The 26,441-nt window shown below is 67.4% G+C and carries 26 protein-coding genes and 1 other RNA gene; 17 read left to right on the top strand and 10 right to left on the bottom strand.

Translation table 11 applies throughout. The features are described from left to right. Window positions 1-1,140 (bottom strand): Re/Si-specific NAD(P)(+) transhydrogenase subunit alpha, encoded by a 1,140-nt coding sequence (locus tag J8I33_RS10835; protein ID WP_050013795.1) that lies wholly within the window; start codon window positions 1,138-1,140, stop codon window positions 1-3. Window positions 1,141-1,446: 306 nt separating this feature from the next. Between J8I33_RS10835 and J8I33_RS10830 the strand changes: the two genes are divergently transcribed. The 3 genes from J8I33_RS10830 (at window position 1,447) to J8I33_RS10820 (ending at window position 4,852) form a co-directional block, all read left to right on the top strand. Next, window positions 1,447-1,956: an NUDIX hydrolase gene (locus tag J8I33_RS10830; protein WP_050013796.1), complete on the top strand. Its 510-nt coding sequence runs from the start codon at window positions 1,447-1,449 to the stop codon at window positions 1,954-1,956. Next, window positions 1,953-3,113, top strand: coding sequence for a tRNA 2-thiouridine(34) synthase MnmA (gene mnmA / locus J8I33_RS10825; RefSeq protein WP_124630590.1), 1,161 nt, complete (start codon window positions 1,953-1,955; stop codon window positions 3,111-3,113). Before J8I33_RS10830 ends, mnmA begins: the two co-directional genes overlap by 4 nt. Window positions 3,114-3,232: 119 nt before the next feature. Beyond that, window positions 3,233-4,852 carry an FMN-binding glutamate synthase family protein gene (locus J8I33_RS10820; protein ID WP_209935430.1) on the top strand — a complete coding sequence of 540 codons (1,620 nt, stop codon included), beginning with the start codon at window positions 3,233-3,235 and terminating at the stop codon, window positions 4,850-4,852. Window positions 4,853-4,962: 110 nt separating this feature from the next. Here J8I33_RS10820 and J8I33_RS10815 read toward each other — a convergent pair whose 3' ends face one another. Beyond that, complete coding sequence (locus J8I33_RS10815) at window positions 4,963-5,574, bottom strand: glutathione S-transferase N-terminal domain-containing protein (RefSeq protein ID WP_209925827.1); 612 nt, start codon at window positions 5,572-5,574, stop codon at window positions 4,963-4,965. A gap of 187 nt (window positions 5,575-5,761) precedes the next feature. Between J8I33_RS10815 and J8I33_RS10810 the strand changes: the two genes are divergently transcribed. The 10 genes from J8I33_RS10810 (at window position 5,762) to J8I33_RS10765 (ending at window position 16,317) form a co-directional block, all read left to right on the top strand. Then, on the top strand, window positions 5,762-7,147 hold the full coding sequence (locus J8I33_RS10810; RefSeq protein ID WP_124594287.1) for an aminopeptidase P N-terminal domain-containing protein: 1,386 nt from the start codon (window positions 5,762-5,764) through the stop codon (window positions 7,145-7,147). 37 nt (window positions 7,148-7,184) lie between these two features. Next, on the top strand, window positions 7,185-8,372 hold the full coding sequence (locus J8I33_RS10805) for a UbiH/UbiF/VisC/COQ6 family ubiquinone biosynthesis hydroxylase (protein WP_209935422.1): 1,188 nt from the start codon (window positions 7,185-7,187) through the stop codon (window positions 8,370-8,372). A gap of 137 nt (window positions 8,373-8,509) precedes the next feature. Further along, complete coding sequence (gene dusB, locus J8I33_RS10800; RefSeq protein WP_069616741.1) at window positions 8,510-9,577, top strand: tRNA dihydrouridine synthase DusB; 1,068 nt, start codon at window positions 8,510-8,512, stop codon at window positions 9,575-9,577. Beyond that, entirely contained in the window at window positions 9,574-9,807 is a 234-nt protein-coding gene (locus tag J8I33_RS10795; protein WP_017333386.1) for a Fis family transcriptional regulator, read from the top strand. The genes dusB and J8I33_RS10795 overlap by 4 nt, the downstream gene beginning before the upstream one ends. Window positions 9,808-9,851: 44 nt before the next feature. Further along, window positions 9,852-11,417, top strand: a complete 1,566-nt coding sequence (gene purH, locus J8I33_RS10790) for a bifunctional phosphoribosylaminoimidazolecarboxamide formyltransferase/IMP cyclohydrolase (RefSeq protein ID WP_050013802.1) — start codon at window positions 9,852-9,854, stop codon at window positions 11,415-11,417. A gap of 154 nt (window positions 11,418-11,571) precedes the next feature. Then, window positions 11,572-12,114, top strand: coding sequence for a crossover junction endodeoxyribonuclease RuvC (gene ruvC, locus J8I33_RS10785; RefSeq protein WP_069616742.1), 543 nt, complete (start codon window positions 11,572-11,574; stop codon window positions 12,112-12,114). Window positions 12,115-12,297: 183 nt separating this feature from the next. Next, the gene (gene ruvA / locus J8I33_RS10780; RefSeq protein WP_031402135.1) at window positions 12,298-12,879 is read left to right on the top strand and encodes a Holliday junction branch migration protein RuvA; all 582 of its coding nucleotides are present in this window, start codon (window positions 12,298-12,300) and stop codon (window positions 12,877-12,879) included. A 108-nt stretch (window positions 12,880-12,987) separates the two neighbouring features. Continuing rightward, entirely contained in the window at window positions 12,988-14,058 is a 1,071-nt protein-coding gene (ruvB, locus tag J8I33_RS10775; protein WP_124651604.1) for a Holliday junction branch migration DNA helicase RuvB, read from the top strand. 24 nt (window positions 14,059-14,082) lie between these two features. Continuing rightward, the gene (locus J8I33_RS10770) at window positions 14,083-15,033 is read left to right on the top strand and encodes an oxygenase MpaB family protein (RefSeq protein WP_124637969.1); all 951 of its coding nucleotides are present in this window, start codon (window positions 14,083-14,085) and stop codon (window positions 15,031-15,033) included. 156 nt (window positions 15,034-15,189) lie between these two features. After that, window positions 15,190-16,317, top strand: coding sequence for a ParB/Srx family N-terminal domain-containing protein (locus J8I33_RS10765; RefSeq protein WP_209935416.1), 1,128 nt, complete (start codon window positions 15,190-15,192; stop codon window positions 16,315-16,317). Window positions 16,318-16,380: 63 nt separating this feature from the next. Here the strand turns inward: J8I33_RS10765 and J8I33_RS10760 are convergent, their stop codons facing one another. From J8I33_RS10760 to tyrS, 3 genes are read right to left on the bottom strand one after another with little or no spacing between them, the layout of a single operon-like run. After that, the gene (locus J8I33_RS10760; protein WP_050013806.1) at window positions 16,381-17,046 is read right to left on the bottom strand and encodes a histidine phosphatase family protein; all 666 of its coding nucleotides are present in this window, start codon (window positions 17,044-17,046) and stop codon (window positions 16,381-16,383) included. 23 nt (window positions 17,047-17,069) lie between these two features. Continuing rightward, on the bottom strand, window positions 17,070-17,528 hold the full coding sequence (gene dtd / locus J8I33_RS10755) for a D-aminoacyl-tRNA deacylase (RefSeq protein ID WP_006483442.1): 459 nt from the start codon (window positions 17,526-17,528) through the stop codon (window positions 17,070-17,072). Continuing rightward, window positions 17,525-18,766 (bottom strand): tyrosine--tRNA ligase, encoded by a 1,242-nt coding sequence (gene tyrS, locus J8I33_RS10750; protein ID WP_006483424.1) that lies wholly within the window; start codon window positions 18,764-18,766, stop codon window positions 17,525-17,527. Before tyrS ends, dtd begins: the two co-directional genes overlap by 4 nt. 142 nt (window positions 18,767-18,908) lie before the next feature. Here tyrS and J8I33_RS10745 point away from each other — a divergent pair, with 142 nt between their 5' ends. Continuing rightward, complete coding sequence (locus J8I33_RS10745; protein WP_209925761.1) at window positions 18,909-20,057, top strand: anhydro-N-acetylmuramic acid kinase; 1,149 nt, start codon at window positions 18,909-18,911, stop codon at window positions 20,055-20,057. A gap of 108 nt (window positions 20,058-20,165) precedes the next feature. Here the strand turns inward: J8I33_RS10745 and erpA are convergent, their stop codons facing one another. From erpA to rplM, 3 genes are all read right to left on the bottom strand, one after another. Then, complete coding sequence (gene erpA, locus J8I33_RS10740) at window positions 20,166-20,537, bottom strand: iron-sulfur cluster insertion protein ErpA (RefSeq protein WP_006759918.1); 372 nt, start codon at window positions 20,535-20,537, stop codon at window positions 20,166-20,168. Window positions 20,538-20,753: 216 nt separating this feature from the next. Continuing rightward, the gene (gene rpsI, locus J8I33_RS10735) at window positions 20,754-21,146 is read right to left on the bottom strand and encodes a 30S ribosomal protein S9 (protein WP_006476904.1); all 393 of its coding nucleotides are present in this window, start codon (window positions 21,144-21,146) and stop codon (window positions 20,754-20,756) included. Window positions 21,147-21,156: 10 nt separating this feature from the next. Beyond that, window positions 21,157-21,585, bottom strand: coding sequence for a 50S ribosomal protein L13 (gene rplM, locus J8I33_RS10730; RefSeq protein ID WP_009687896.1), 429 nt, complete (start codon window positions 21,583-21,585; stop codon window positions 21,157-21,159). Window positions 21,586-21,896: 311 nt separating this feature from the next. Between rplM and J8I33_RS10725 the strand changes: the two genes are divergently transcribed. Both J8I33_RS10725 and J8I33_RS10720 read left to right on the top strand, forming a co-directional pair. Further along, on the top strand, window positions 21,897-22,193 hold the full coding sequence (locus J8I33_RS10725) for a DUF1090 family protein (protein ID WP_050013809.1): 297 nt from the start codon (window positions 21,897-21,899) through the stop codon (window positions 22,191-22,193). Window positions 22,194-22,603: 410 nt separating this feature from the next. Next, a complete protein-coding gene (locus J8I33_RS10720) occupies window positions 22,604-23,068 on the top strand; it encodes an OsmC family protein (RefSeq protein ID WP_074801272.1) in 465 nt (154 codons plus the stop codon). A gap of 67 nt (window positions 23,069-23,135) precedes the next feature. On the opposite strand, the gene rnpB is transcribed toward J8I33_RS10720, so the two are convergent. Then, window positions 23,136-23,547: RNase P RNA component class A (gene rnpB / locus J8I33_RS10715), an RNA gene on the bottom strand. A 107-nt stretch (window positions 23,548-23,654) separates the two neighbouring features. Further along, a complete protein-coding gene (pyrC, locus tag J8I33_RS10710; protein ID WP_050013810.1) occupies window positions 23,655-24,719 on the bottom strand; it encodes a dihydroorotase in 1,065 nt (354 codons plus the stop codon). A gap of 204 nt (window positions 24,720-24,923) precedes the next feature. On the opposite strand from pyrC, the gene J8I33_RS10705 reads away from it, so the two are divergent. Then, window positions 24,924-25,838: a class II glutamine amidotransferase gene (locus tag J8I33_RS10705; protein WP_176015573.1), complete on the top strand. Its 915-nt coding sequence runs from the start codon at window positions 24,924-24,926 to the stop codon at window positions 25,836-25,838. Window positions 25,839-26,441: the final 603 nt, after the last annotated feature.

Genomic DNA, 26,441 nt, shown 5'->3' with positions numbered 1-26,441 from the left:
TTATTTGCGGGTGACTTCGCCGTCGCGGCACAGCAGCGTCGCGGCGACGATGTCGTCGGTCAGGTCGATGTTCAGCGTGCCTTCCTTCGTGACGATCAGCTTCATGAAGTCGAGCAGGTTGCGCGCGTACAGCGCCGACGCGTCCGACGCGACCATCGACGCGAGGTTCGTGTAGCCGGCGATCGTCACGCCGTGGTGCACGATCACCTGGTCGGCGACGGTCAGCGGGCAGTTGCCGCCCTTGCGGCCGTCGATGTCCGGACCGCGGCCGGCCGCGAGATCGACGAGCACCGAGCCGGGCTTCATCGATTGCGCCGTTTCGACCGAGATCAGCGTCGGCGCCGGGCGGCCGGGAATCAGCGCGGTCGTGATCACGATGTCGGCCTGCTTCGCGCGCTCGTGCACGAGCGCGGCCTGGCGGGCGAGCCACGACGGCGGCATCGGGCGCGCATAGCCGCCGACACCCTGCGCGGCTTCGCGCTCTTCGTCGGTTTCGAACGGGACGTCGAGGAATTTCGCGCCGAGCGACTCGATCTGCTCCTTCACGGCCGGCCGCACGTCGGACGCCTCGATCACCGCGCCCAGCCGCTTCGCGGTCGCGATCGCCTGCAGGCCCGCGACGCCCGCGCCGAGAATCAGCACGCGCGCCGCTTTCACGGTGCCCGCGGCCGTCATCAGCATCGGCATGAAGCGCGGATACAGCGACGCGGCCACCAGCACGGCCTTGTAGCCGGCGATGTTCGCCTGCGACGACAGCACGTCGAGACTCTGCGCGCGCGTCGTGCGCGGCGCGGCCTCGAGCGCGAAGCCGGTCACGCCGGCCGCGGCGAGCTGCGCCGCCTGCTCGCCGTTGAACGGATCGAGCATCCCGACCAGCACGGCGCCGCGCTTGAGCAACGGCAACTCGGTGTCGGTCGGCGCCTGGACCTTCAGCACGAGATCGGCGGCAAAAGCGGCCGACTGGTCGGTCAATTCGGCGCCGGCGGCCACATAGGCTTCGTCGGGATAGCTGGCGGCGCTGCCGGCCCCTTTCGCGATACTGACCCGATGGCCGGCCGCCGCGTATTTCTTCACGGTTTCCGGCGTCGCGGCCACGCGCGCCTCGTTGGCCCGCGTTTCAGCAGGCACTCCAATATGCATCGTCAGTTCCTCCAGTCATTGTCAGTATTTCTTTTCTTGCGATCTTTACTGCACAACGAGCCGGACAGGCTGACTTACCGGCTCACGAGCAACGGCGTTCACGCTGCACTTTAACCGAAAGCGATGGCCCCGCCAGCACTTTGCGCACGACCGTGCTCGAATGCGACATGAGTCTGGTCGCTGCCGTCATGCATCGCCGGGACGGACGATCTGCGAGGGTCGGATCGTCTAACGCGCGACCGGCAGCGGGCGGCCCGGCGGGAAACGGCCGGCAGCGTTCGGGCGCAACCGGTAAAATGCCGAACCATGAAACCCGAAATCTGGACCCCGCATGTGACGGTCGCCGCGCTGGTCGAGCGCGCCGGCCGCTTTCTCGTGATCGAGGAAGAAACCTCGACGGGCCTGCGCATCAACCAGCCGGCCGGTCACCTCGAAGCCGGCGAGACGCTGGCCGACGCCGTGATCCGCGAAACGCTCGAGGAAACCGCGCACCCGTTCACGCCCGACGCGCTCGTCGGCGTCTATCTCGCGCACTACGATCGCCCCGGCAGCGCCGGCGCGACCTACCTGCGCTTCACGTTCTGCGGCACGGCCGGCGAACCGGTCGCGGGCCATGCGCTCGACGACGGCATCGTCCGCACGCTGTGGATGACGTCCGACGAACTGCGCGCCTGCAGCGAGCGCCATCGTTCGCCCGCGGTGATGCGCTGCGTCGACGACTATCTCGCCGGGCGGCGCATTCCGCTCGATTTCGTGCACACGCATTCGGTCGCGCCGCGCCCCGAGGCATTCGAACGTCAGGCGGTCAGCAAATGAGCAAGCGTCGTGTAGTGGTAGGCATGTCGGGCGGTGTCGATTCGTCGGTGACCGCGTGGCTGCTGAAGGAACAGGGCTACGACGTGGTCGGCCTGTTCATGAAGAACTGGGAAGACGACGACGACGGCGAATACTGCTCGACGCGCCAGGACTGGATCGACGTCGTGTCGGTGGCCGACCTGATCGGCATCGACGTGGAAGCCGTCAACTTCGCCGCGGAATACAAGGACCGCGTGTTCGCGGAGTTCCTGCGCGAATACTCGGCCGGCCGCACGCCGAACCCCGACGTGCTGTGCAACGCCGAGATCAAGTTCAAGGCGTTCCTCGACCACGCGATGTCGCTCGATGCGGAAATGATCGCGACCGGTCACTACGCGCGCGTGCGCGAGCGCGACGGGCGTTTCGAACTGCTGAAGGCATTCGATCATACGAAGGACCAGTCGTACTTCCTGCACCGGCTGAACCAGGCGCAACTGTCGAAGACGATGTTCCCGCTCGGCGAGATCCCGAAGACGAAGGTGCGCGAGATCGCCGCGCAGATCGGGCTGCCGAACGCGAAGAAGAAGGATTCGACCGGCATCTGCTTCATCGGCGAACGGCCGTTCCGCGATTTCCTGAACCGCTATCTGCCGACGAAACCCGGCCCGATGAAGACGCCCGACGGCAAGGTGGTCGGCGAGCACATCGGCCTCGCGTTCTACACGTTCGGCCAGCGCAAGGGCATCGGCCTCGGCGGCAGCAAGAGCGGCAACGGCGAGCCGTGGTTCGTCGCCGCGAAGGACATCGCGTCGAACGCGCTGTACGTCGTGCAGGGCCACGACCATCCGTGGCTGCTGTCGCGCGAACTGGTCGCCGGCAACGTGAGCTGGGTCGCCGGCGAGCCGCCGGCCGACGGCTTTTCGTGCGGCGCGAAGACGCGCTACCGGCAGGCCGATGCGGCGTGCGCATTCGGCACTGCGGCCGCCGGCCCGGCAGGCGAAGCGCGCTTCTCGCTCGCGTTCGACGACGCGCAGTGGGCGGTCACGCCCGGCCAGTCGGCCGTGCTGTATGACGGCGAGATCTGCCTCGGCGGCGGCATCATCGAATCCGCGGGCACCGGCCAGCCCGGTCAGGCTGCGGCGGGCGGCCAGGCCCCGGCGCTCGCCGATGCACGCTGACACCCATTCGGTTTAGACTTGCGGCACGCCGCGCCCGGCGGAACACGATTCCGCCGCGGCCGGCGCGCCGCCTTCGCAGCGTACGCATGGCGGCATTCCAGAATTCTTACGGAGTCCCCATGCTTTCAAGACGCTACCTCGCGATGTGGTGTGCCGTGCTGCTGCTCGTCGCGGCGGCCGTCCTCGCGTCGGTCCAAGCACTCTCCTGGCTGTGGACCGCCATCCCCATCGCCCTCGTCGCGCTCGGCCTGTACGACCTGAACCAGGACCGCCACGCGATCCTGCGGAACTACCCGCTCTGGGGCCACTTCCGCTTCCTGTTCGAGTTCATCCGACCTGAAATCCGCCAGTACTTCGTCGAGGACGACACCGACGAAAAACCGTTCTCGCGCGCGCAGCGCAGCCTCGTCTACCAGCGCGCGAAGAACGTCGCCGACAACCGTCCGTACGGCACCGAGCTGAACGTGAAGGCCGTCGCGCACGAATGGATCAGCCATTCGCTCGCGCCGACGAAGCTGCCGAACCACGATTTCCGCATCCGCGTCGGCGCGAATCGCGCGCAACCGTACGACATTTCGATCTTCAACATCTCGGCGATGAGCTTCGGCTCGCTGTCCGCGAACGCGATCCGCTCGCTGAACCTCGGCGCGAAGAAAGGCGGCTTCGCGCACGACACCGGCGAAGGCTCGCTGTCGAAGTACCACCGCGAGCACGGCGGCGACATCATCTGGGAAATCGCGTCCGGCTACTTCGGCTGCCGCAACGACGACGGCACGTTCAACCCCGACAAGTTCGCGAAGCAGGCCGCCGATCCGCAGGTCAGGATGATCGAGGTGAAGCTGTCGCAGGGCGCGAAGCCGGGCCACGGCGGCGTGCTGCCGGCCGCGAAGATCACGCCGGAAATCGCCGAGACGCGCGGCGTGCCGATGGGCAAGGACTGCATCTCGCCCGCGACGCACTCGGAATTCTCGACGCCGCGCGGGCTGCTCGAATTCGTCGAGCGGCTGCGCACGCTGTCCGGCGGCAAGCCGACCGGCTTCAAGCTGTGCATCGGCCATCCGTGGGAATTCTTCGGGATCGCGAAAGCGATGCTCGAGACCGGCATCGTGCCCGACTTCATCGTCGTCGACGGCGCGGAAGGCGGCACGGGCGCGGCGCCGCTCGAATTCACCGACCACGTCGGCGTGCCGCTGCAGGAAGGGCTGCTGCTCGTGCACAACACGCTCGTCGGGATCGGCGTGCGCGACCGCGTGAAGCTCGGCGCGAGCGGCAAGATCATCACCGCGTTCGACATCGCGCGCACGCTCGCGATCGGCGCGGACTGGGTGAACTCGGCCCGCGGCTTCATGTTCGCGGTCGGCTGCATCCAGGCGCAGCACTGCCACACCGACCGCTGCCCGACCGGCGTCGCGACGCAGGACCCGGTGCGCCAGCGCGCGCTCGTCGTGCCCGACAAGGCCGAGCGCGTGTACAACTTCCACCGCAATACGCTGCATGCGCTGCAGGAACTCGTGCAGGCGGCCGGCCTCGCGCATCCGTCCGAACTGCGCGCGCACCACATCGTGCAGCGGGTCGCGCCGCACGAGGTACGGCTGATGTCGCAACTGCTGAAGTACCTGAAACCCGGTGCGCTGCTCGACGGCCACACCTGCGGCTTCTCGCTGTACGACAAGTGGTGGCCGATCGCGCGCAGCGATTCGTTCACGCTCGGCGAAGCCGTGTACGCGTCGATCGAGTGATGCAAGCGGCCAGCCCGCTCCGGCGGCGGGCGGCCTGCGCCGCAAAAAGAAAAGCGCCCCGCGGGGCGCTTTTCTTTCGTCTGCCGAATGCGTGAAGACCGCGCGGCGGCTCAGCTCTGCGGCAGCGTATCGGCGAACGACTGTCGCTGCTGCAGCTTCACGAAGTGCTTGTCGAGGTTCGGGTGGCGATCGCGCCAGTTGAGCTCGGGCATCCGGAAGTCGAGATAGCCGAGCGCGCAGCCGAGCGCGATGTCGGCGAGCGTGTAATGATTGCCGACGCACCACGTCTTGCCGCCGAGACCCTGCGACATCGCGACGAGCGCGTCGTCGATCTTGCGTTGCTGGCGCGCGATCCAGCTCACGCTGCGCTGCGCTTCGTCGCGCATCGTGTGTTCGAGACGGATCGCGACGGCTGCGTCGAGCACGCCGTCGCCCAGCGCTTCCCAGCAGCGCACTTCGACGCGCTCGCGGCCCGACGGCGGAATCAGCTTGCCGACCGGCGACAGCGTATCGACGTATTCGCAGATCACACGGGAATCGAACACCGCGGCGCCATCCTCCATCACCAGGCACGGGACCTTGCCGAGCGGGTTCGATGCATGGATGTTCGTGTCCGGCGCCCACACGTTCTCGAGCTCCAGCTTGTAGTCGATCTTCTTTTCAGCAAGCACGATCCGCGCCTTTCGGACGTACGGGCTGCTGAGCGAACCGATTAATTTCATCATCTGCCTTTTTAAGGGAACCGCCGAGAGTATACGTTGTCGTCGATCATAACCGGCTCGCGCGGCCGGGCAGAAAATCGCCGGTCCGGCCTGTGGAAGGTTTGCAACAGCCGCCGCCGAGCCCCGCCGGGCGGGCCTTGCAGCCGCGGCCCTGACGCGCGGCGCTCGGCGGCGCTACAATCCAACGATGAATGCGCCCCTCGATACCGCCATCGCCGTCGACGTCTACCGCCAGCGCCGTGAACGCGTGCTTGCCGCACTGCGTGCCGCGGGCGGCGGCGTCGCCATCGTCCCCACCGCGCCGGAAATGCTGCGCAACCGCGATACGGCCTACCCGTACCGGTTCGACAGCTACTTCCATTACCTGACGGGCTTCACCGAGCCGGATGCCGTGCTCGTGCTGAACGCGGCCGCGCCGCACGGTGCGCCGGAATCGATCCTGTTCTGCCGCGCCAAGAACGTCGACCGCGAGACCTGGGAAGGCTTTCACTACGGTCCCGACGCCGCGCGCGACGCGTTCGGCTTCGATGCGGCGTTCGCGACCGACGTGATCGACACCGAAATGCCGCGCCTGCTCGCCGACGCGGGCACCGTGCACTACCGGTTCGGCGCGTCGGCCGAGTTCGAGCGCCAGCTCGCCGGCTGGATCGACGCGGTGCGTGCGCAGGCGCGCACGGGCGTCGCCGCGCCGGACGCGCTGCTCGACCTCACGCCGCTGCTCGACGACATGCGGCTCGTGAAGGACGAACACGAACTCGCGATCATGACGCGCGCCGCGCACATCTCCGCGCTCGCGCACCGCCGCGCGATGCAGGTGTGCCGCCCGGGCATCCGCGAATACGAGCTCGAAGCCGAGCTGCTGTACCTGTTCCGCAAGCACGGCGCGCAGGCGCCCGCGTACGGGTCGATCGTCGCGGCCGGCGCGAATGCGTGCGTGCTGCACTACCCGGCCGGCAACACGGCAGCGCGGGACGGCGACCTGATCCTGATCGACGCCGCGTGCGAACTCGACGGCTATGCATCGGACATCACGCGCACGTTCCCGGCCAACGGCCGCTTCTCGCCCGCGCAGCGCACGCTGTACGACATCGTGCTCGCCGCGCAGCAGGCGGCGATCGACGCGACGCGCGCGGGCGTGCCGTTCGAGGCGCCGCACGACGCGGCCGTACGCGTGCTCGCGCAAGGGCTGCTCGACACCGGCATCATCCCGAAAACACGCTTCTCGAGCGTCGACGACGTGATCGCCGAGCGCGCGTACACGCGCTTCTACATGCATCGCACCGGCCACTGGCTCGGCATGGACGTGCACGACTGCGGCGACTACCGCGAGCGGCTCGCCGAACGCGACGCGAACGGCGCGCTGCCGTGGCGCACGCTGAGGCCGGGCATGACGCTGACCGTCGAGCCCGGCCTGTACGTGCGCGCGGCCGACGACGTGCCGCCCGAGTACTGGAACATCGGCATCCGCATCGAGGACGACGCGATCGTGCGCGAGCACGGCTGCGAACTGATCACGCGCGGCGTGCCGGTCGCGGCCGACGAGATCGAGGCGCTGATGCGCGCGGGCGCATGACCGGCCGCCGACCGTTCCCTCCGTTTCACGAATCAAGATGACGACCGCTTCCTCGCCGGCCACGCCGGATTACGACCTCGCCATCGTCGGCGCGGGCCCCGTCGGGCTCGCGCTCGCCGGCTGGCTCGCGCGCCGCAGCGCGACGCAGCATGCATCGATCGCGCTGATCGATGCGCGCGAACCGGCCGCGAGCGCAAACGACCCGCGCGCGATCGCCGTGTCGCACGGCAGCCGCGTGCTGCTCGACACGCTCGCGTGGCCGGCCGACGCCACGCCGATCGAACATATCCACGTATCGCAGCGCGGCCATTTCGGCCGCACGCTGATCGACCGCGACGAACACGCGCTCGCCGCGCTCGGCTACGTCGTGCGCTACGGCTCGATCGTGCAGGCGCTCGCGGGCGCCGTGCGCGGCACGCGCGTCGACTGGCTCACGTCGACCACCGCACGCGCGCCGCAGCAGAACGTCGACGGCGTCACGCTGACGCTCGACGGCCCGCAAGGCGAGCGCTCGCTGCGCGCGCGCCTCGTCATCAATGCCGAAGGCGGGCTGTTCCACGAACAGCAGGCCGACGCAGGCAAGCATCGCCGCGACTACGGACAGACCGCGCTCGTCGGCACGGTCACGGTCTCGGCGCCGCGCCCGAACGTCGCGTGGGAACGCTTCACGCACGAAGGCCCGCTCGCGCTGCTGCCGCTCGGCGGGCCGCGCCAGGCCGAGTATTCGCTCGTGTGGTGCTGCACGCCCGACGAAGCCGCACGACGTGCCGCGCTGCCCGACGACGCGTTCCTGCACGAGCTCGGCAGCGTGTTCGGCGAACGCATGGGCGAATTCGTCGCGATCGCCGGGCGCGCGTCGTTCCCGCTCGGCCTGAACGCCGCGCAGACGCTCGTCAGCGGCCGCGTCGCGGTCATCGGCAATGCCGCGCAGACGCTGCACCCGGTGGCGGGCCAGGGGCTCAACCTCGGGCTGCGCGATGCGCACACGCTCGTCGACACGCTGTCCGCGCAAGGCTTCGAAGCGACCGCGCTCGCGGCCTTCAACGCGCGCCGCGCGCTCGACCGGCGCTTCACGATCGGCGCGACCGACACGCTGGCGCGGCTGTTTACGATCGACTCGGGCCCGCTTCCGCTGCTGCGCGGCGCGGCGCTCACCGCGCTCGAATTCGTGCCGCCGCTCAAGAAGGCGATCGCGCGCCAGATGATGTTCGGCCAGCGCAACTGACGCGCGGCGCGCCGCGCAGCCTCTCCGGGCAATCCAGGCAAACCGGGTCAAATCGGCGGGGCATGGGAATACGGTAAAATGCCCGTTTTCCGTCTTCCCTTCCCCTGCCCGCGCGTGTCGCGGGCGGCGCCATTGCGATGCCCGTTATCGGCCCTCACGTATTGCGTAACAACCTGTTCGTCGCCCCGATGGCCGGGGTGACGGATCGTCCGTTCCGCCAGCTGTGCAAACGGCTGGGGGCCGGTTACGCCGTGTCCGAGATGGTCGCGTCCAACGCGCAGCTGTGGAAAAGCGCGAAGACGATGCGGCGCGCGAACCACGAAGGCGAAGTCGAGCCGATCGCGGTGCAGATCGCCGGCGCCGATCCGGCGATGATGGCCGAAGCGGCCCGCTACAACGTCGACAACGGCGCACAGATCATCGACATCAACATGGGCTGCCCGGCGAAGAAGGTCTGCAACGTCGCGGCCGGCTCCGCGCTGCTGCAGAACGAGCCGCTCGTGCAGCGGATCGTCGAGGCCGTCGTCGCGGCGGTCGGCACCGGGCCCGACGCGGTGCCCGTGACGCTGAAGATCCGCACCGGCTGGGACCGCGAGCACAAGAACGCGATCACGGTCGCGCGCCTGGCCGAGGCGGCCGGCATCTCGATGCTCACCGTGCACGGCCGCACGCGCGCCGACCTGTACCGCGGCGACGCCGAATACGACACCATCGCGGCCGTGAAGGCGGCCGTACGCATTCCGGTCGTCGCCAACGGCGACATCACGTCGCCCGCCAAGGCGAAGGCCGTGCTCGATGCAACCGGCGCCGACGCGCTGATGATCGGTCGCGCCGCGCAAGGCCGGCCGTGGCTGTTCCGCGAAATCGATCATTTCCTGCAAACCGGCGAGCTGCTGCCCCCGCCGCGGATCGACGAGATCCAGCACGTGATGAACGAACACCTGGAAGACCACTACGCTTTCTATGGCGAATTCACCGGGGTCCGTACTGCGCGCAAGCACATCGGCTGGTACACTCGCGGCCTTTCCGGTGCCAACGGGTTCCGGCACCGAATGAACACGCTCGATTCCACCCGCGAGCAGCTCGCCGCCGTCAATGCATTCTTCGAGGCGCAAAAGGCGCTGTCGGACCACCTCGTCTACGTCGATGACGATGCGGAAAACAGCCAGGGCGAGTCGGACGACCATAACCAGTTAGCAGCATGAGCAAGCACAACATCGAACAATGTGTCCGCGAGAGCCTGGACGTGTATTTCCGGGATCTAGACGGCTCCAATCCGCACGACGTCTATGAAATGGTGATGTCCTGCGTCGAAAAGCCGATGCTCGAGGTCGTGCTCGACCAGGCCGGCGGCAACCAGTCGCTCGCCGCCGAGTACCTCGGCATCAATCGCAATACGCTGCGCAAGAAGCTGCAGCAGCACGGCCTGCTGTAGGCGGCCGTCCCGTCCCCGTTTCCCTGGCTATTGGTGGTTCCATCATGATCAAGCAAGCGCTCATTTCCGTTTCCGACAAGACCGGCATCGTCGACTTCGCGAAGTCGCTGTCCGACCTCGGCGTCAAGCTGCTGTCGACGGGCGGCACCGCGAAACTCCTCGCCGACGCCGGCCTGCCCGTGACCGAAGTGGCCGATTACACCGGCTTCCCGGAAATGCTCGATGGGCGCGTGAAGACGCTGCACCCGAAGGTGCACGGCGGCATCCTCGCCCGCCGCGACCTGCCCGAGCACATGCAGGCGCTGGAACAGCACGGCATCCCGACGATCGACCTGCTGGTCGTGAACCTGTATCCGTTCGTCGCGACGATCGCGAAGGACGACTGCACGCTCGCCGACGCGATCGAGAACATCGACATCGGCGGCCCGACGATGCTGCGCTCGGCCGCGAAGAACCACCGCGACGTCACGGTCGTCGTCGACCCGGCCGACTACGCGGTCGTGCTCGATGAAATGAAGGCGAACGGCAACACCATCGGCTACCCGACCAACTTCCGTCTCGCGACGAAGGTGTTCGCGCACACCGCGCAATACGACGGCGCGATCACGAACTACCTGACGAGCCTGACCGACGAGCTGCAGCACGCATCGCGCAGCGCGTATCCGGCCACGCTCAACATGGCGTTCGACAAGGTGCAGGACCTGCGCTACGGCGAGAATCCGCACCAGAGCGCGGCGTTCTACCGCGACCTCGCGACGCCGGCCGGTGCGCTGGCGAACTACCGCCAGCTGCAGGGCAAGGAACTGTCGTACAACAACATCGCGGATTCGGACGCGGCGTGGGAATGCGTGAAGACGTTCGACGCGCCGGCCTGCGTGATCATCAAGCATGCGAACCCGTGCGGCGTCGCGGTCGGCAACGACTCGGCCGACGCGTATGCGAAGGCGTTCCAGACCGATCCGACCTCCGCGTTCGGCGGCATCATCGCGTTCAACCGCGAAGTCGACGAAGCGGCCGCGCAAGCGGTGGCGAAGCAGTTCGTCGAAGTGCTGATCGCGCCGTCGTTCACGGACGCCGCGAAGCAGGTGTTCGCCGCGAAGCAGAACGTGCGCCTGCTCGAGATCGCACTGGGCGACGGCCATAACGCATTCGACCTGAAGCGCGTGGGCGGCGGCCTGCTCGTGCAGTCGCTCGATTCGCGCAACGTGCAGCCGAGCGAGTTGCGCGTCGTCACGAAGCGCCAGCCGACCGCGAAGGAAATGGACGACCTGCTGTTCGCCTGGCGCGTCGCGAAGTACGTGAAGTCGAACGCGATCGTGTTCTGCGGCAACGGCATGACGCTCGGCGTCGGCGCCGGTCAGATGAGCCGCGTCGATTCCGCGCGCATCGCGAGCATCAAGGCGCAGAACGCGGGCCTCACGCTCGCCGGTTCGGCCGTCGCGTCGGATGCGTTCTTCCCGTTCCGTGACGGCCTCGACGTCGTCGTGGCGGCCGGCGCGACCTGCGTGATCCAGCCGGGCGGCTCGATGCGCGACGACGAAGTGATCGCGGCGGCCGACGAGCACGGCATCGCGATGGTCCTGACGGGCGTGCGCCACTTCCGTCACTGATCGCCGCATGCGGCCCGCGCGGCCGCTGCACGGGAACCCGGCGGCATCACTCCCGCCGGGTTTTTTATTGCGCGGCGCCGTCGCGCACGACCGGGCGATCGGCTTGCCGCACCATTCGTTGTAGTATCGCTGCATCACGCCACTCTCCTCACTCATGCGAATTCTCGGCATCGACCCCGGCCTGCGCGTCACCGGCTTCGGCGTCATCGACGTCAGCGGCCACCGGCTCGCCTATGTCACGAGCGGCGTGATCCGCACGCCGACGGCCGACCTGGCCACCCGGCTCGGCACGATCTTCCAGGGCGTCTCGACGATCGTGCGCGAACACGCGCCCGACCAGGCCGCGATCGAAAAGGTGTTCGTCAACGTGAACCCGCAGTCGACGCTGCTGCTCGGCCAGGCGCGCGGCGCCGCGATCTGCGGGCTCGTCGCGGGCGGGCTGCCGGTCGCCGAATACACGGCGCTGCAGCTCAAGCAGGCGGTGGTCGGCTACGGCCGCGCGACCAAGACGCAGATGCAGGAAATGGTCACGCGGCTGCTCAACCTGTCCGGCCAGCCGGGCTCCGACGCCGCCGACGCGCTCGGCATGGCGATCTGCCACGCGCACGGCGGCGACACGCTCAGCACGCTGGGCGGCCTCGCGCCGGCGCTCGCGCAGAAAGGGCTGCGCGTGCGGCGCGGCCGGCTGGTCGGCTGACGCCAGTCGTGCGCCGCGGCACGTACGTCGGCTCGACTGCGTTGGCTGCGTTGACCACCTTCACCGTTCTACCCACGCCCGACACACCCGCGACACGCGCCGCTTCGGCCTGACGGCCGCGCCCATCGGCATTGCGCCGCGCGTGCGCTACACTCGCGCTTTCTTCCTCGCATCCCGTCCTCCATGATCGGTCGCATCGCCGGCATCCTGCTCGAAAAGAACCCGCCTCATCTGCTCGTCGACTGCAACGGCGTCGGCTACGAAATCGACGTGCCGATGAGCACCTTCTACAACCTGCCGCAAACGGGCGAGCGCATCGTGCTGCTCACGCAGCAGATCGTCCGCGAGGACGCGCACCTGCTGTACGGCTTCCTGACGCCGCAGGAGCGCACGACCTTCCGCGAGCTGCTGAAGATCACCGGCATCGGCGCGCGCATGGCGCTCGCCGTGCTGTCCGGCATGAGCGTGCAGGAGCTCGCGCAGGCCGTGACGATGCAGGACGCCGCCCGCCTCACGCGGCTGCCCGGCATCGGCAAGAAGACGGCCGAGCGCCTGCTGCTCGAACTGAAGGGCAAGCTCGGCGCCGACCTCGGCGCGCTCGCCGGCGCCGCGTCGCCGTCCGACCATGCGACCGACATCCTCAACGCGCTGCTCGCGCTCGGCTACTCCGAAAAGGAAGGCCTGGCCGCGATCAAGAACGTGCCGGCCGGCACCGGCGTGTCCGAAGGCATCAAGCTCGCGCTGAAGGCGCTGTCGAAGGCGTAACGCGCGGTCGATCCGGCCGTCGAAGCCAGTGTCGCGCCGCCGCGCGGCACGCGCCAGTCGGCCGTTCGGCCAGGTGGTCCGGGCGCCGCCGCGCGGTACAATGGCCGCATGATTGAAACCGACAAACTCGCCACCGAGCAGCGGATCATCGCGGCCACGCCCACCTCGTCGCACGAGGAGGTGTTCGAACGTGCGCTGCGGCCGCGCCAGCTCGACGACTACGTCGGCCAGGAAAAGGTGCGCGGGCAGCTCGAGATCTTCATCGAAGCCGCGAAGCGCCGCGCCGAGCCGCTCGACCACGTGCTGCTGTTCGGGCCGCCGGGTCTCGGCAAGACGACGCTCGCCCACATCATCGCGCGCGAGATGGGCGTGAACCTGCGCCAGACGTCGGGCCCCGTGCTCGAGCGCGCGGGCGATCTCGCGGCGCTGCTGACGAACCTCGAAGCGAACGACGTGCTGTTCATCGACGAAATCCACCGGCTGTCGCCGGTCGTCGAGGAAATCCTGTATCCGGCGCTCGAGGATTACCAGATCGACATCATGATCGGCGAAGGCCCGGCCGCGCGCAGCGTGAAGCTCGACCTGCAGCCGTTCACGCTGGTCGGCGCGACCACCCGTGCCGGGATGCTGACCAACCCGCTGCGCGATCGTTTCGGGATCGTCGCGCGCCTCGAGTTCTACGACGCCGGTCAACTGTCGCGCATCGTGCAGCGCTCGGCGTCGCTGCTGAATGCGCAGATCGATCCGAACGGCGCGCTGGAAATCGCGAAGCGCGCGCGCGGCACGCCGCGGATCGCGAACCGGCTGCTGCGCCGCGTGCGCGATTTCGCGGAAGTGAAGGCCGACGGCCAGATCACCGCGGCGGTGGCCGACGCCGCGCTCGCGATGCTCGACGTCGATCCGGTCGGCTTCGACCTGATGGACCGCAAGCTGCTCGAGGCGATCCTGTACAAGTTCGACGGCGGCCCGGTCGGCATCGACAACCTCGCGGCAGCGATCGGCGAGGAGCGCGACACGATCGAGGACGTGCTCGAACCGTACCTGATCCAGCAGGGCTTCCTGCAGCGCACGCCACGCGGGCGCGTCGCGACGCTGCTCACGTATCGCCACTTCGGGCTGTCGGTGCCCGATGCCCGCCGCACCGAACGCGACGAGTGGGATACCCCGGACGGGAAGTAATCCGTCGCCCGAGCCGCACCCGCCATGACGACGCCGCCCAGCCGCCACCCCACCACCGTGCCGGGCCCGCGCTGGGCGGAGCCGATCCGCAAGCGGCTCGTGGCCGGCATCACGCACCTGACGGCCGGCGGCGGCGGTCCGTCGATCGATCTCTCTTCGCCGCCGGGCGATCCCGGGCTATTCGGCCCCGACGCCGTGTGCTGGCGCGTGCATGCCGATTTCACGTCGATGATGACGGGCGGCATCGCCGCGCTGCTGCTGCAGGCGCTCCACCCGCTCGCACTCGCGGGCGTCTGGGATCATTCGTCGTTCCGCACCGACATCTTCGGCCGCTTGCGGCGCACCGCCACGTTCATCACGGGGACGACGTTCGGCAGCCGCGCGGACGCACTCGCGCTGATCGAGCGCGTGAAAACGATCCATGCGCGCGTCTCTGGCAGCGCACCGGACGGCCGGCCGTACCGCGCCGACGATCCCGCGTTGCTGACCTGGGTGCATGTCGCGGAAGTGTCGAGCTTCCTCGCCGCGCATCTGCGTTACGTGAATCCGGCGCTGTCGGGCGAACTGCAGGACCGCTATTACGCGGAGACGGCGCTGATCGCCGAGTTGCTCGGCGCCCGCGAGGTGCCGCGTTCGCGCGCCGAGGTCGCCGCCTATCTCGCGCGCATGCTGCCCGAGCTCGAAGCCGGGCCGCGTACGTTCGACGTGATGTCCATCCTGCTGAATGTGCCGGTCGCGAAGCCGGCGCTGCGGCCGGCCGCGTCGCTGGTGATGCATGCCGGGATCGACCTGCTGCCGCCGTGGGCGCAGCGCATGCTCGGCGTGTCGACGTTCGCGCCGTTGCGGCGTGCGCTGGTCCGGCCCGGCATACGCGCGGTTGCGCCCGTGCTGCGCTGGGCGCTCGTGAACGGCGCGTCGAAGCGTGCGCGCCGCCGCGCGACGGCCTCCCCGTCCGACGGCACCCCGTCTGTCTGACGGTCCGCTTGTTCCGATCATTTCAATTGGCTGTCAAATAGCTGTGACAAGCTGACGGGCTTGCACCCGCGCACGGTCGCACGTCTGCTCGTCGCCGACGCCCACTGACCCGCGCGAAGTCCCGCCCGCCCACCCGACCGACGCCCGATGCCCGCGATGCCACGCCTGCCGATCCGTTTCGCCGTTGCCGCCAGCCTGTCCACCGTCTTCGCCCTCGCCGCGTGCGGAGGCGACGATGTCGCCGCCGTCGCGCGCATGGACGCACAACCGCCGTCCGGCGGCACGACGACCGCACCGGCCCCCACGCCGCCCGCGACCACCCGGCCGCAACCGGGCAAGTGGAAAGCCGCCCGCGCCGGCGACCTGATCGACGTGACGCTCGGCGATCTCCATCCGACGCAGGGAGCGATCGGCTACGACCAGATCTACTACAAGCTCGGCCGCTACGAACGGCAGCCCGACAAGAAGTTCGACGACTTCTGCGCGGACGAAGGCCTCGGCGGCGTCGCATCGAGCGGCTACACGGCCCGATCGTCGCTGCGCGAGCCGGCCAGCTACAGGTGCGCGACGACCGACGCGAACGCTCGAGACCGCTCGGTGCTGAACCCCGTCGTGATCGGCCCGAACGGCGATGCGCTGTACCTGACGGACGGCCACCACGGCCTGTCGACCTACTACGAGACGCCCGACGGCGGCCCGGCGCTGCACGTGCACGTCGTCGTCAAGGACAACCTCGGCGACTACGCGGGCGACGTGTTCTGGCAGCAGATGCAAAGCCGCGGCTATCTGCGCCTGAAGAACGGCGAAGGCAAGCCGATCACGACCGCGCAACTGCCGACCGGCCTCGGCCTGACACTCGGGATGACGAACGACCGCTATCGATCACTCGTCTATTTCACGCGCGACATCGGTTACGGCAAACCCGCACAAGCGACCGACTACCTCGAGTTCTACTGGGCCGACTGGCTGCGCGCGCAGCCGGACACGTTCGCGCTGGCCGGCTACGACCGGACGCGGCCCGGCGCGACCGATCCCGATCCGGCAAAGGCCGACACGGGCTATCTGAATGCGGTCTGGAATGCGTCGACGCGGATGGTCGCGGCCACGGACCCCGTGATCGACGGCAAGACGGGCGCCGACCTCGGGCGCGCCGATGCGATCAACGGCGGGAAGAAATACAGCAAGGGGGAATTCGACAAGCTGCGCCAGCCGATCACGGCCGACAAGCCCGGCAAGATCGCGTACGCGCTCGACTACAAGACGCGCCACGGGCTGCCGCAGTAAGCGTCACGCCGGAAGGAAGGGAGCCCCGGCCATGCCATGCCATGCCGGACGGGCCCCGCGTGCTCAAAGCACCTTGCGGTACCCGTCGTCATCGTCGCTCGCGGCTTCGAGATGCGACACGTCGGCCCACTGCACGACCTGCGCGCGGCCATCCACGTAATCGACGACGTTGATGCTGGTATTGAGCAACTGATAGTTGCGCGGCGCCGACAGCTCGATCCCGTTCGCGAAGCGATACACGCAATCGAGCACGCCGCCGTGCGCGACGCATGCGATCCGGCCGCCCGGATGCGCGGCGACGATCGGTTCGAGCGCATGCAGCACGCGGTGATAAAACTCGCGCTGCGACTCGCCGCCCTCCGGCGCGAAGCCGGGATCGCGCGTCTGCCACGCCGCATACGCGTCCGGAAACAGCGCCTCGATCTCGGTGCTGTCGTGCCCCTGGAATGCGCCGTACGAGCGTTCGCGCAACCCTTCGCGCAGCAGCAGCGGCAGCCCGAGCACATCGGCAAACGGTTGGGCGGTCTGTTGCGCGCGCATCAGGTCGCTCGAATACACAGCGTCGATCCGCGCGCCGTCGCGCGCGTCGCGCCCGAGCCGCGCCGCCAGCCGCTGCGCCTGCGCGAGCCCCGTATCGGCCAACGGGATGTCGATATGCCCCTGGATGCGCTTGATGCGGTTCCAGGCCGTCTCGCCATGGCGGATGAAAAGAATCTGCGTGGTGGCCATCGCGGCGCGCCTCCGGGGAAGAATCAGGGCCGCACTTGCAGCCAGAACGTCACGGGGCCGTCGTTGACCAGCGACACCTGCATGTCGGCGCCGAACTCGCCCGTCTCGACGACGGGATGGCGCGCCCGCGCGGCCGCGACGAAATAGTCGAACAGCCGCGCGCCTTCGTCGGGCGGCGCGGCGGGCGTGAAGCTCGGACGCAGCCCGCTGTTCGTATCGGCCGCGAGCGTGAACTGCGACACGAGCAGCAGGCCGCCCGCGCGGCCTTCGCCGTCGATGTTCGATACCGGCAGGTTCATCTTGCCGGCTGCGTCGCTGAACACGCGGTAGCCGAGCAGCTTCGCGAGCAGCTTGTCGGCCGCGGCCTCGGTATCGCCGCGCTCCGCGCAGACCAGCGCGAGCAGGCCCGCGCCGATCTCGCCCGTCGTGCGGCCGCCGACGCGCACGTCGGCGCGCGTCACGCGCTGAATCAGCGCGATCATGCGGTCAGCGTGACGCGTGCGAAGCGGCGCTTGCCGACCTGCACGACGAATTCGCCGGCCTCGACCTTCAGGCCCTTGTCGGACACGGTCGCGCCGTCGATCTTCACGCCGCCCTGCTCGATGTTGCGCAGCGCTTCGCTCGTCGACGGCACGAGACCGGCCTGTTTCAGCAACTGACCGATCGCCAGCGGCGCGCCGGCCAGCGTGACCGACGGAATGTCGTCCGGCACGCCGCCCTTCGCGCGGTGGTTGAAGTCCTCGAGCGCGCGTTCGGCGTCGGGCTGCGAGTGGAATCGCGCGACGATTTCCTGCGCGAGCAGCACCTTGAAGTCGCGCGGGTTGCGGCCGCCCTCGGCCTCGCGCTTGAAGCCGGCGATCTCGTCGAGGCTGCGGAACGACAGCAGCTCGAAGTAACGCCACATCAGCGTGTCCGAGATGCTCATCAGCTTGCCGAACATGTCGGTCGGCTTCTCGCTGATGCCGACGTAGTTGCCCTTCGACTTCGACATCTTCTCGACGCCGTCGAGGCCTTCGAGCAGCGGCATCGTCAGGATGCACTGCTGTTCCTGGCCGTACTGCTTCTGCAGTTCGCGGCCGACCAGCAGGTTGAACTTCTGGTCGGTGCCGCCGAGTTCGAGATCGGCGTTCAGCGCGACCGAATCGTAGCCCTGCATCAGCGGGTACAGGAATTCGTGGATCGAGATCGGCACGCCGCCCTGGAAGCGCTTCGTGAAATCCTCGCGCTCGAGGATCCGCGCGACCGTGTAGCGCGACGCGAGCTTGATCATCCCGTCCGCGCCGAGCGGCATCGACCATTCGCTGTTGTAGCGGATCTCGGTCTTGTCGCGATCGAGCACGAGCGCGGCCTGCTCGAAGTAGGTCTTCGCGTTCGATTCGATCTGCTCGCGCGTGAGCGGCGGACGCGTCGCGTTGCGGCCCGACGGATCGCCGATCAGCGACGTGAAATCGCCGATCAGGAAGATCACCGTATGGCCGAGGTCCTGCAGCTGGCGCATCTTGTTCAGCACGACCGTATGGCCGATGTGGATGTCCGGTGCGGTCGGATCGAGGCCGAGCTTGATGCGAAGCGGCGTGCCGGTGGCTGCGCTGCGCGCGAGCTTCTGCGCGAACTCTTCCTCGATCAGCAGTTCGTCGACGCCGCGCTTCGTGACGGCGAGCGCATGCCGGACTTCGTCGGTGATCGGGAAAACGGGCTTGGAACTGGGTTCGGTGCTCATCGGTGCCAGGAAGAATGTCGCAAAAACAGGGATTTTCCCATAACTTGCGCGCGCATCGCTTAACGACGCGTCACGTTGCGCGGATAATCGGGCGCAAGGCGCGCGGGACCGGCCCGCGCCGCACGATCCAGGAGAACCCAACGTGCCGCAACGACCGCCGCAGCATGCCGATCCGGCAGACGGCATCTACTTCGGGCTGATGTCTGGAACCAGCATGGACGGCGTCGACGGCGTCGCCGTGCGTTTCGAGGCCGGCCGCGCGCCGGTCGTGCTCGCGGAAGCGTTCGTCGGCTTCGCGCAATCGCTGCGCGACGCGCTGTTCGCGCTGCAGCAGCCCGGCGACAACGAGATCGACCGCGAATCGCTCGCGGCGAATGCGCTCGTCACGCGCTATGCGGTGTGCTGCCACGAATTGCAGCGCACGGCCGGGCTGTCGCGCGACGAGATCCGCGCGATCGGCGTGCACGGCCAGACGGTGCGCCATCGCCCCGAGCGCGGCTATACGCGCCAGCTCAACAATCCGGCGCTGCTCGCCGAGCTGACCCAGGTCGACGTGATCGCCGATTTCCGCAGCCGCGACGTGGCCGCCGGCGGCCACGGCGCGCCGCTCGCGCCGGCGTTCCATGCGACGGTGTTCGGCGCGCCGGGCGAAACGCGGGTCGTCTGCAATCTCGGCGGAATCAGCAACATCACGATCCTGCCCAACGCGGGCGGCGACGTGCGCGGCTTCGACTGCGGCCCGGCGAATGCGCTGATCGATGCGTGGGCGACCCGCCATCTGGGCAAGCCGTACGACGACGGCGGCAAGTTCGCCGCACGCGGCACCGTCCACGCGCCGCTGCTCGACACGTTGCTCGAGGAACCGTATTTCACCGCGCCGCCGCCGAAAAGCACCGGACGCGACCTGTTCAATCCCGCGTGGCTCGATACGAAGCTCGCCGCGTTCCAGCAGGTTGCGCCGGAGGACGTGCAAGCCACGCTCACCGCGCTCACCGCCGTGTCGGTGGCGCGCGACATCGCGCAGCACGCACCGGGCTGCAAGGCCGTGTTCGTATGCGGCGGCGGCGCACGCAACCCGGTGTTGCTCGATGGGCTCCGGCACGCGCTGCGGGAGGCCGGCGTGCCGGCCACCGTCGACACGACGGCCGCGCTCGGCGTGCCGCCGCAGCAGGTCGAAGCGCTCGCGTTCGCGTGGCTCGCGTACCGCTTCACCGCGCGCCAGCCCGGCAATCTCGCGACGGTCACCGGCGCAGCCGGCAACCGCGTGCTCGGCGCGCTCTATCCGCGCTGATGCGACACTCGCCGCGCGGCGAGCGCGACAAGGCGGGCGCGTATAAAAAAACGGGGCATGAAGCCCCGTTTTTCATTCCGGCAGAACCGGCGCGGATCTGCCGTGCGCTCAGACCGAGAACGACGAACCGCACCCGCAGGTGGTGGTCGCGTTCGGGTTCTTGATCACGAACTGGGCGCCGTTGAGGTCGTCCTTGTAGTCGATCTCGGCGCCGACCAGGTACTGGTAGCTCATCGAGTCGATCAGGAGCTGGACGCCGTTCTTGTTCATCACGGTGTCGTCCTCGTTGACTTCCTCGTCGAACGTGAAGCCATACTGGAAGCCGGAGCAGCCGCCACCCTGCACGAACACGCGCAGCTTGAGGTCGGGATTGCCCTCTTCGTCGATCAGTTGCTTGACCTTGTCGGCCGCGGCGTCGGTGAAGACGAACGGCAGCGGCATATCGGTCGTCGTTGCTGCGGATTCGGTAACAGCGTTCATTCGAACTCTCCAAAAAGCTTTAGCCGCTATTGTAGGGCCGATCAGAAGATCGTGCTGAAGTCCATGAAATCAATAGGTTCTTGTCGATTTCATCAAACGCGCCCGCGCGGGGGCCGCCGCAGCGGCCCGGAAGCGGACATAAAAAAACCGCCAGCGTGAAAGCTGGCGGTTTTTCCGGCGGACGCCGCCCGAAGGCGGCGAGGCCATGAAGCGGAATTAACGCTTCGAGAACTGCTTTGCGCGGCGTGCCTTGCGCAGACCGACCTTCTTACGCTCGACTTCACGCGCATCGCGCGTGACGAAGCCTGCGCTCGACAGCGACGGCTTGAGCGTCGCATCGTAGTCGATCAGTGCACGGGTGATGCCGTGGCGCACTGCGCCTGCCTGACCCGTTTCGCCGCCGCCGTTGACGTTCACCTTGATGTCGAACGTCTGGCCGTGGTTCGTGAGTTCCAGCGGTTGACGCACGATCATCAGCGACGTTTCGCGCGAGAAGTAGTCAGCGATGGGCTTGCCGTTGACGATGATGTCGCCCTTGCCAGCCTTGATGAAGACACGTGCGACTGCGCTCTTGCGGCGGCCCGTACCGTAGTTCCAGTTACCGATCATGTGGGTCCCCTTAGATCTCGAGCGCCTTCGGCTGTTGAGCCGAGTGCGGATGCGTCGCTTCTGCGTAGACCTTCAGCTTCTTGATCATCGCGTAGCCGAGCGGGCCCTTCGGCAGCATGCCCTTGACCGCCTTCTCGAGCGCGCGGCCCGGGAAGCGCTCTTGCATCTTGCCGAACGTCGTTTCATAGATACCGCCCGGGTAGCCCGAGTGACGGTAGTACTTCTTGTCCAGCGTCTTGTTGCCCGTGACCTTCAACTTGCTCGCGTTGATGATGATGATGAAATCACCAGTGTCGACGTGCGGGGTGAACTCAGGCTTGTGCTTGCCGCGCAGACGGCGTGCCACTTCGCTGGCAACACGGCCGAGAACCTTATCCGTCGCGTCAATCACGTACCATTCGCGCGTCACCTCATGGGCTTTTGCGGAAAACGTCTTCATGATCGATCCAAAAAAAATGCTTTGCCCGATGTGTTCTTCCTGCTTGTCTGTGTGCGCTTCGAGGCGCGGTGCAGGCTCTCCCTGTTCTTTTTCCGTGGGCATGAATGCGGAAAAGCCCTGAATTATAAAGGAAATACGGCTGCGTGGTCAAAGAGAATCCACGCCCCGTGTTCGCGGCGGCCGAAATGGGCCAAAATCCGGTCGTGCCCCGACAAGCCAGGCGAACCGAGCGCCTGCGGCGGCACCCATCGACGTGCGGCACATGACCTTGCCGCGCCAGACCGGCCAAACCCGAAAAACAACAAACCAGCATGATGAAACAACGACTTACGCCCTTCCTCGCGGCCGCGCTGCTGGCCGCCGCGGCGCCCGCCGTCGCCGCGTCCGGCTGCGAAGCCAAGCTCGACGCGCTCGATGCACGCATCGCCGAAGCCCGAACCGCCCATGCCGAAGACCGCATCGTGCGCCTGCGCGCGGTGCGCGAACGCGTCCGCCACTTCTGCGCACGCGGCCACGCGTCGGCCGCCCCTGCACCGGCGCCGGAGGCCGACTCGCGCGGCACGCCGCCGGACGCGACGTCGCAGCCGGCCGCGCGGCAGCCCGCGTGACGGTGCCGACGCGCGCAAGCCGCGCGCCGATGTTTGCATGGGACGAAAAAAAGCCCGAACGGCTGGTTCGGGCTTAATCCACCTCAGGAGGAGGGTGGAGGAGACATTCGGAGGTTGCCGCAGCGCGACAACCAATGAGAGTCATTATACGAATGCCCGACCGAGTCCACAAGAAAATTTGCATTGCGAAATCAACTCCCACGATATGGGATGCCAGTCGAAAAGCTTACGCAAATGAATTTCCATTCAAAATCAAGCATATAAGCGCGTCACGCACAACTTCAAACCGCCCGCATCTAGAGCAAAACCCCTAAATTCAGCAGGGAAATCGCCGCTCGCCGCGCCGCTCGCTCGGCGCCGGCATTGCTCGTCTTGCAGCGCATCAGCCGACCGTTGCGCCGCGGGCTACAATGCCGGATCGAATCCGAATCAGGCAACGCTGGAGCGCAAGCATGGAATGCAAAGTAAGCTGGATGGGCCAGGACGGCATGGCGTTTTCCGCCGAGACCGGCAGCGGGCATCTCGTCACGATGGACGGCGCGCCCGAAGGCGGCGGCCACAACCTCGCGCCGCGTCCGATGGAGATGGTGCTGCTCGGCACCGGCGGCTGCACGGCTTATGACGTCGTGCTGATCCTGAAGAAGAGCCGCCAGGAAGTGAGCGGCTGCTCGGTCACGCTGAAGGCCGAGCGCGCGAGCGAAGATCCGAAGGTGTTCACGAAGGTGCACTTCCACTTCACGGTCACCGGCCGCAACCTGAACCCGGCCACGGTCGAACGCGCGATCAACCTGTCGCACGACAAGTATTGCTCCGCGTCGATCATGATCGCGAAAACGGCCGAACTCACGCATTCGTTCGACATCGTCGCCGCCTGATCGCGCGGCGCGCGCATGAAAAAAGGGCCGGCGCTCCGCAGGGAGCGCCGGCCCTTTCGCATTCGAGCGGCAAAGCAGGCCGATAAGCCGGATTCTGTGCACGCCGCGCGCCGAAGCGCGCAACGCGTGGCAGCCATTCCTCTAGGCGCGCCATTGCTGACGCGCTCAAGCTTCCTACCCGCAGACGAGACGGGGGCCCCGTCCTGCATCCGAAAATGCGCGCCTGCCTACTTGGAATTGCTCCGGGTGGAGGTTACCGTGCCGGCGAACGTCGCCGTCGCCGCGGTGCGCTCTTACCGCACCGTTTCACCCTTACCTGATCCCGGCTTGCGCCGGGCCATCGGCGGTTTGCTTTCTGTTGCCCTGTTCCGCGTGTCGCCACGGATGGCCGTTAGCCATCACCCTGCCCTGTGGAGTCCGGACTTTCCTCGCCCCCGCGCGCCCGAAGGCGGCGAGGCCGCGACTGCCTGGCCTGCTTTGCGACGCGCATTCTAGCACTGCGCGCCGCGGTCGGCAGCGCGCGAGCCACCGCCACGGCGAAACACGGCCGGATCGACGCGACCGGGTTCGCGCGGCGGCGCGCCGCTCACGCGAGTTTCCAGCCGATCGCCTCGCCACCGCGCAGCGGCACGACCGGCGTATCGCCCGCGAAGATCTCGCGCGGCAACTCCCACGCCTCGCGGCGCAGCGTGACCGTCTCGGCGCTGCGCGGCAGCCCGTAGAAATCGGCGCCGAAGAAGCTCGCGAACCCTTCCAGCTTGTCGAGCGCGCCGGCGGTGTCGAATGCTTCCGCGTACAGTTCGAGCGCGTGCAGCGCCGTGTAGCAGCCCGCGCAGCCGCACGCGGTTTCCTTCGCGCCGCGCGCATGCGGCGCGCTGTCGGTGCCGAGGAAGAAGCGCGGGTTGCCCGACGTCGCGGCCTCGACCAGCGCCACGCGATGCGTCTCCCGCTTGAGCACCGGCAGGCAGTAGTAATGCGGGCGAATCCCGCCGACGAACAGCGCGTTGCGGTTGTACAGCAGGTGATGCGCGGTGATCGTCGCGCCGAGCAGACCGGGCGCCGCGTCCGCATCGCGCACGTAGTCGGCCGCGTCCTTCGTCGTGATGTGCTCGAACACGACCTTCAGCCCCGGGAAATCGCGGCGCAGCGGCGTCATCACGCGGTCGATGAACACCTTTTCGCGGTCGAACAGGTCGATCGACGCATCGGTCACCTCGCCGTGCACGAGCAGCGGCATGCCGGTTTCCTGCATCGCCTCGAGCGTCTTCGCGCATTTCGCGAGATCGGTGACGCCATGGTCGGAATTCGTCGTCGCGCCTGCCGGATACAGCTTCACGCCGTGCACGAAGCCGCTTTCGCGGGCGCGGCGGATTTCGTCGGGCGGCGTGTTGTCGGTCAGGTACAGCGTCATCAGCGGTTCGAACGTCATCCCGGCCGGCAGTGCGCCGAGGATGCGCGCGCGATAGGCCTGCGCCTGCGCGGTGGTCGTGACCGGCGGCTTCAGGTTCGGCATGACGATGGCGCGGCCGAACTGGCGGGCGGTGTGCGGCAGCACGGCGGCGAGCATGTCGCCGTCGCGAAGGTGCAGGTGCCAGTCGTCGGGACGGGCGAGCGAAAGCGTCGCCGGGGAGGAAGCGTTCGAGGCAGTCATAGGAGGCGTCGTGAGGAACGGGCTTGCGATCGGCGGGGCCGGAACGCGCGTGCACGGGCCGATTGACGGCAAACCGCAACACGGGGCCTTTGGCCAGCGGAATCCGCTTTTTACCGCTCAGGGCTCGGTGATATGCTAGAAGCCGCATTGTACCGGGGTTCGCCCGGTTCGTTACCCCCGCTTCAGCCTGCCGCCCCACGTAAAATGTGCCAACTCCTTGGAATGAACTGCGCCGCGCCGACGGACGTCACATTCTCCTTCACAGGTTTCGCGGCCCGGGGTGGACTCACCGATCACCATGCCGACGGCTGGGGCATCGCGTTCTTCGAAGACAAGGCCTGCCGCCTCTTCATCGATCACCAGGCCTCGGCCACGTCGCCGATCGCCGAAATGGTGAAGCGCTACCCGATCAAGTCCAAGAACACGATCGCGCACATCCGCAAGGCGACGCAAGGGCACATCCTGCTCGAGAACAGCCATCCGTTCATGCGCGAGCTGTGGGGCCGGCACTGGATCTTCGCGCATAACGGCGACCTGCAGGACTACGCACCGGACATGGACGGCAGCGTCTACCATCCGGTCGGCACGACCGACAGCGAACAGGCGTTCTGCGTGCTGATGCAGGGGCTGCGCGAAGCCTTTCCCGGCGCGCAGCCGCCGCTGCCCGAGCTGTTCGAGCGGGTCGGCGAACTGACGCGCGGCATCACCGATCACGGCGTGTTCAATTTCCTGATGTCGAACGGCCAGGCGCTCTTCGCGCACTGCTCGACGCGGCTGCACTATCTCGTGCGGCGCTGGCCGTTCTCGACCGCGCATCTCGTCGACGAAGACCTGTCGATCGACTTCGCGAAATACACGACGCCCGAGGATCGCGTCGCGGTGATCGCGACGCAGCCGCTCACCGACAACGAAGTCTGGACCGCATTCGAGCCGGGCGAGTTGATCATGTTCCAGTGCGGCGACGTCGCCGCGCGGATGCAGATTCCGGTGCCCGCGCGCGTGCTCGAGAAGCTGCGCAACCCGTCGCTCGACGCGTCGGCCTCCGCACCGCGCACGGTGGTGCGCGAAGCGCTCGCCACCGCGGCCGACGGCGATGCCGACGACGCGATCGATTTCTGAAGCGCGGCATCGGCCGCGTCCGCTTTCTGCTCGCTTCCTGCTTGCCGTGCGTGCGTCGTACGATGCGTCCGACGACGCCCGTCATCGACGCAAATCGCCCGGCTCCGGCCAATACGGTTTCATTTCGGCCACCACCCGGCGCAACGAATCGACGTCACGCAACATTCGCTTGATTTTATTAATTTACAAGTGAAAATAAGTAAAAGATGAAACGGATAAAATAACCGCCAATTAAAACAAAAATCCCGGGCCCGCATTTTATCGCGCGTCATCCGCCGAAACCGTGCGCTATCCCACCGACTCCAGCAGTTCTGCCAGCCTTTAACAAAACCCCTCAAGCCCGCCACCACCACGGCTTTCGGTTCGATCAACCACACAAATCAAAAATACCACGCATTACGGTTCGAATCATTACAGTTTCCCCTTTCTCGATAATCGGCGACTGCCCGAATCAGTAGACTCGCCCCATCCTCGGTGTAACGAAACACGATTGGCGCGACACGCAGCCACAGCCGCCGCACGCCCCTTCGGATCATTTCCCCACCGCGGAATGCGAATTCGCCGAATCGCGGCGAATGCCACGTCAAAAGAAGAAAGAGGGGT

Source organism: Burkholderia sp. AcTa6-5 (genome assembly GCF_017815075.1).
Taxonomy (GTDB): Bacteria; Pseudomonadota; Gammaproteobacteria; order Burkholderiales; family Burkholderiaceae; genus Burkholderia; species Burkholderia sola.
Note: the sequence above shows the minus strand (reverse complement) of the source record. Positions and strands in the feature narration are given on the sequence as shown.

What these genes read in the sequence shown, in the direction of transcription:
- J8I33_RS10835 (WP_050013795.1), bottom strand. Translation starts at nt 1,140, where the DNA reads ATGCATATTGGAGTGCCTGCTGAAACGCGGGCCAACGAGGCGCGCGTG.
- J8I33_RS10830 (WP_050013796.1), top strand. Translation starts at nt 1,447, where the DNA reads ATGAAACCCGAAATCTGGACCCCGCATGTGACGGTCGCCGCGCTGGTC.
- mnmA (WP_124630590.1), top strand. Translation starts at nt 1,953, where the DNA reads ATGAGCAAGCGTCGTGTAGTGGTAGGCATGTCGGGCGGTGTCGATTCG.
- J8I33_RS10820 (WP_209935430.1), top strand. Translation starts at nt 3,233, where the DNA reads ATGCTTTCAAGACGCTACCTCGCGATGTGGTGTGCCGTGCTGCTGCTC.
- J8I33_RS10815 (WP_209925827.1), bottom strand. Translation starts at nt 5,574, where the DNA reads ATGAAATTAATCGGTTCGCTCAGCAGCCCGTACGTCCGAAAGGCGCGG.
- J8I33_RS10810 (WP_124594287.1), top strand. Translation starts at nt 5,762, where the DNA reads ATGAATGCGCCCCTCGATACCGCCATCGCCGTCGACGTCTACCGCCAG.
- J8I33_RS10805 (WP_209935422.1), top strand. Translation starts at nt 7,185, where the DNA reads ATGACGACCGCTTCCTCGCCGGCCACGCCGGATTACGACCTCGCCATC.
- dusB (WP_069616741.1), top strand. Translation starts at nt 8,510, where the DNA reads ATGCCCGTTATCGGCCCTCACGTATTGCGTAACAACCTGTTCGTCGCC.
- J8I33_RS10795 (WP_017333386.1), top strand. Translation starts at nt 9,574, where the DNA reads ATGAGCAAGCACAACATCGAACAATGTGTCCGCGAGAGCCTGGACGTG.
- purH (WP_050013802.1), top strand. Translation starts at nt 9,852, where the DNA reads ATGATCAAGCAAGCGCTCATTTCCGTTTCCGACAAGACCGGCATCGTC.
- ruvC (WP_069616742.1), top strand. Translation starts at nt 11,572, where the DNA reads ATGCGAATTCTCGGCATCGACCCCGGCCTGCGCGTCACCGGCTTCGGC.
- ruvA (WP_031402135.1), top strand. Translation starts at nt 12,298, where the DNA reads ATGATCGGTCGCATCGCCGGCATCCTGCTCGAAAAGAACCCGCCTCAT.
- ruvB (WP_124651604.1), top strand. Translation starts at nt 12,988, where the DNA reads ATGATTGAAACCGACAAACTCGCCACCGAGCAGCGGATCATCGCGGCC.
- J8I33_RS10770 (WP_124637969.1), top strand. Translation starts at nt 14,083, where the DNA reads ATGACGACGCCGCCCAGCCGCCACCCCACCACCGTGCCGGGCCCGCGC.
- J8I33_RS10765 (WP_209935416.1), top strand. Translation starts at nt 15,190, where the DNA reads ATGCCACGCCTGCCGATCCGTTTCGCCGTTGCCGCCAGCCTGTCCACC.
- J8I33_RS10760 (WP_050013806.1), bottom strand. Translation starts at nt 17,046, where the DNA reads ATGGCCACCACGCAGATTCTTTTCATCCGCCATGGCGAGACGGCCTGG.
- dtd (WP_006483442.1), bottom strand. Translation starts at nt 17,528, where the DNA reads ATGATCGCGCTGATTCAGCGCGTGACGCGCGCCGACGTGCGCGTCGGC.
- tyrS (WP_006483424.1), bottom strand. Translation starts at nt 18,766, where the DNA reads ATGAGCACCGAACCCAGTTCCAAGCCCGTTTTCCCGATCACCGACGAA.
- erpA (WP_006759918.1), bottom strand. Translation starts at nt 20,537, where the DNA reads ATGAACGCTGTTACCGAATCCGCAGCAACGACGACCGATATGCCGCTG.
- rpsI (WP_006476904.1), bottom strand. Translation starts at nt 21,146, where the DNA reads ATGATCGGTAACTGGAACTACGGTACGGGCCGCCGCAAGAGCGCAGTC.
- rplM (WP_009687896.1), bottom strand. Translation starts at nt 21,585, where the DNA reads ATGAAGACGTTTTCCGCAAAAGCCCATGAGGTGACGCGCGAATGGTAC.
- J8I33_RS10725 (WP_050013809.1), top strand. Translation starts at nt 21,897, where the DNA reads ATGATGAAACAACGACTTACGCCCTTCCTCGCGGCCGCGCTGCTGGCC.
- J8I33_RS10720 (WP_074801272.1), top strand. Translation starts at nt 22,604, where the DNA reads ATGCCGGATCGAATCCGAATCAGGCAACGCTGGAGCGCAAGCATGGAA.
- pyrC (WP_050013810.1), bottom strand. Translation starts at nt 24,719, where the DNA reads ATGACTGCCTCGAACGCTTCCTCCCCGGCGACGCTTTCGCTCGCCCGT.
- J8I33_RS10705 (WP_176015573.1), top strand. Translation starts at nt 24,924, where the DNA reads ATGTGCCAACTCCTTGGAATGAACTGCGCCGCGCCGACGGACGTCACA.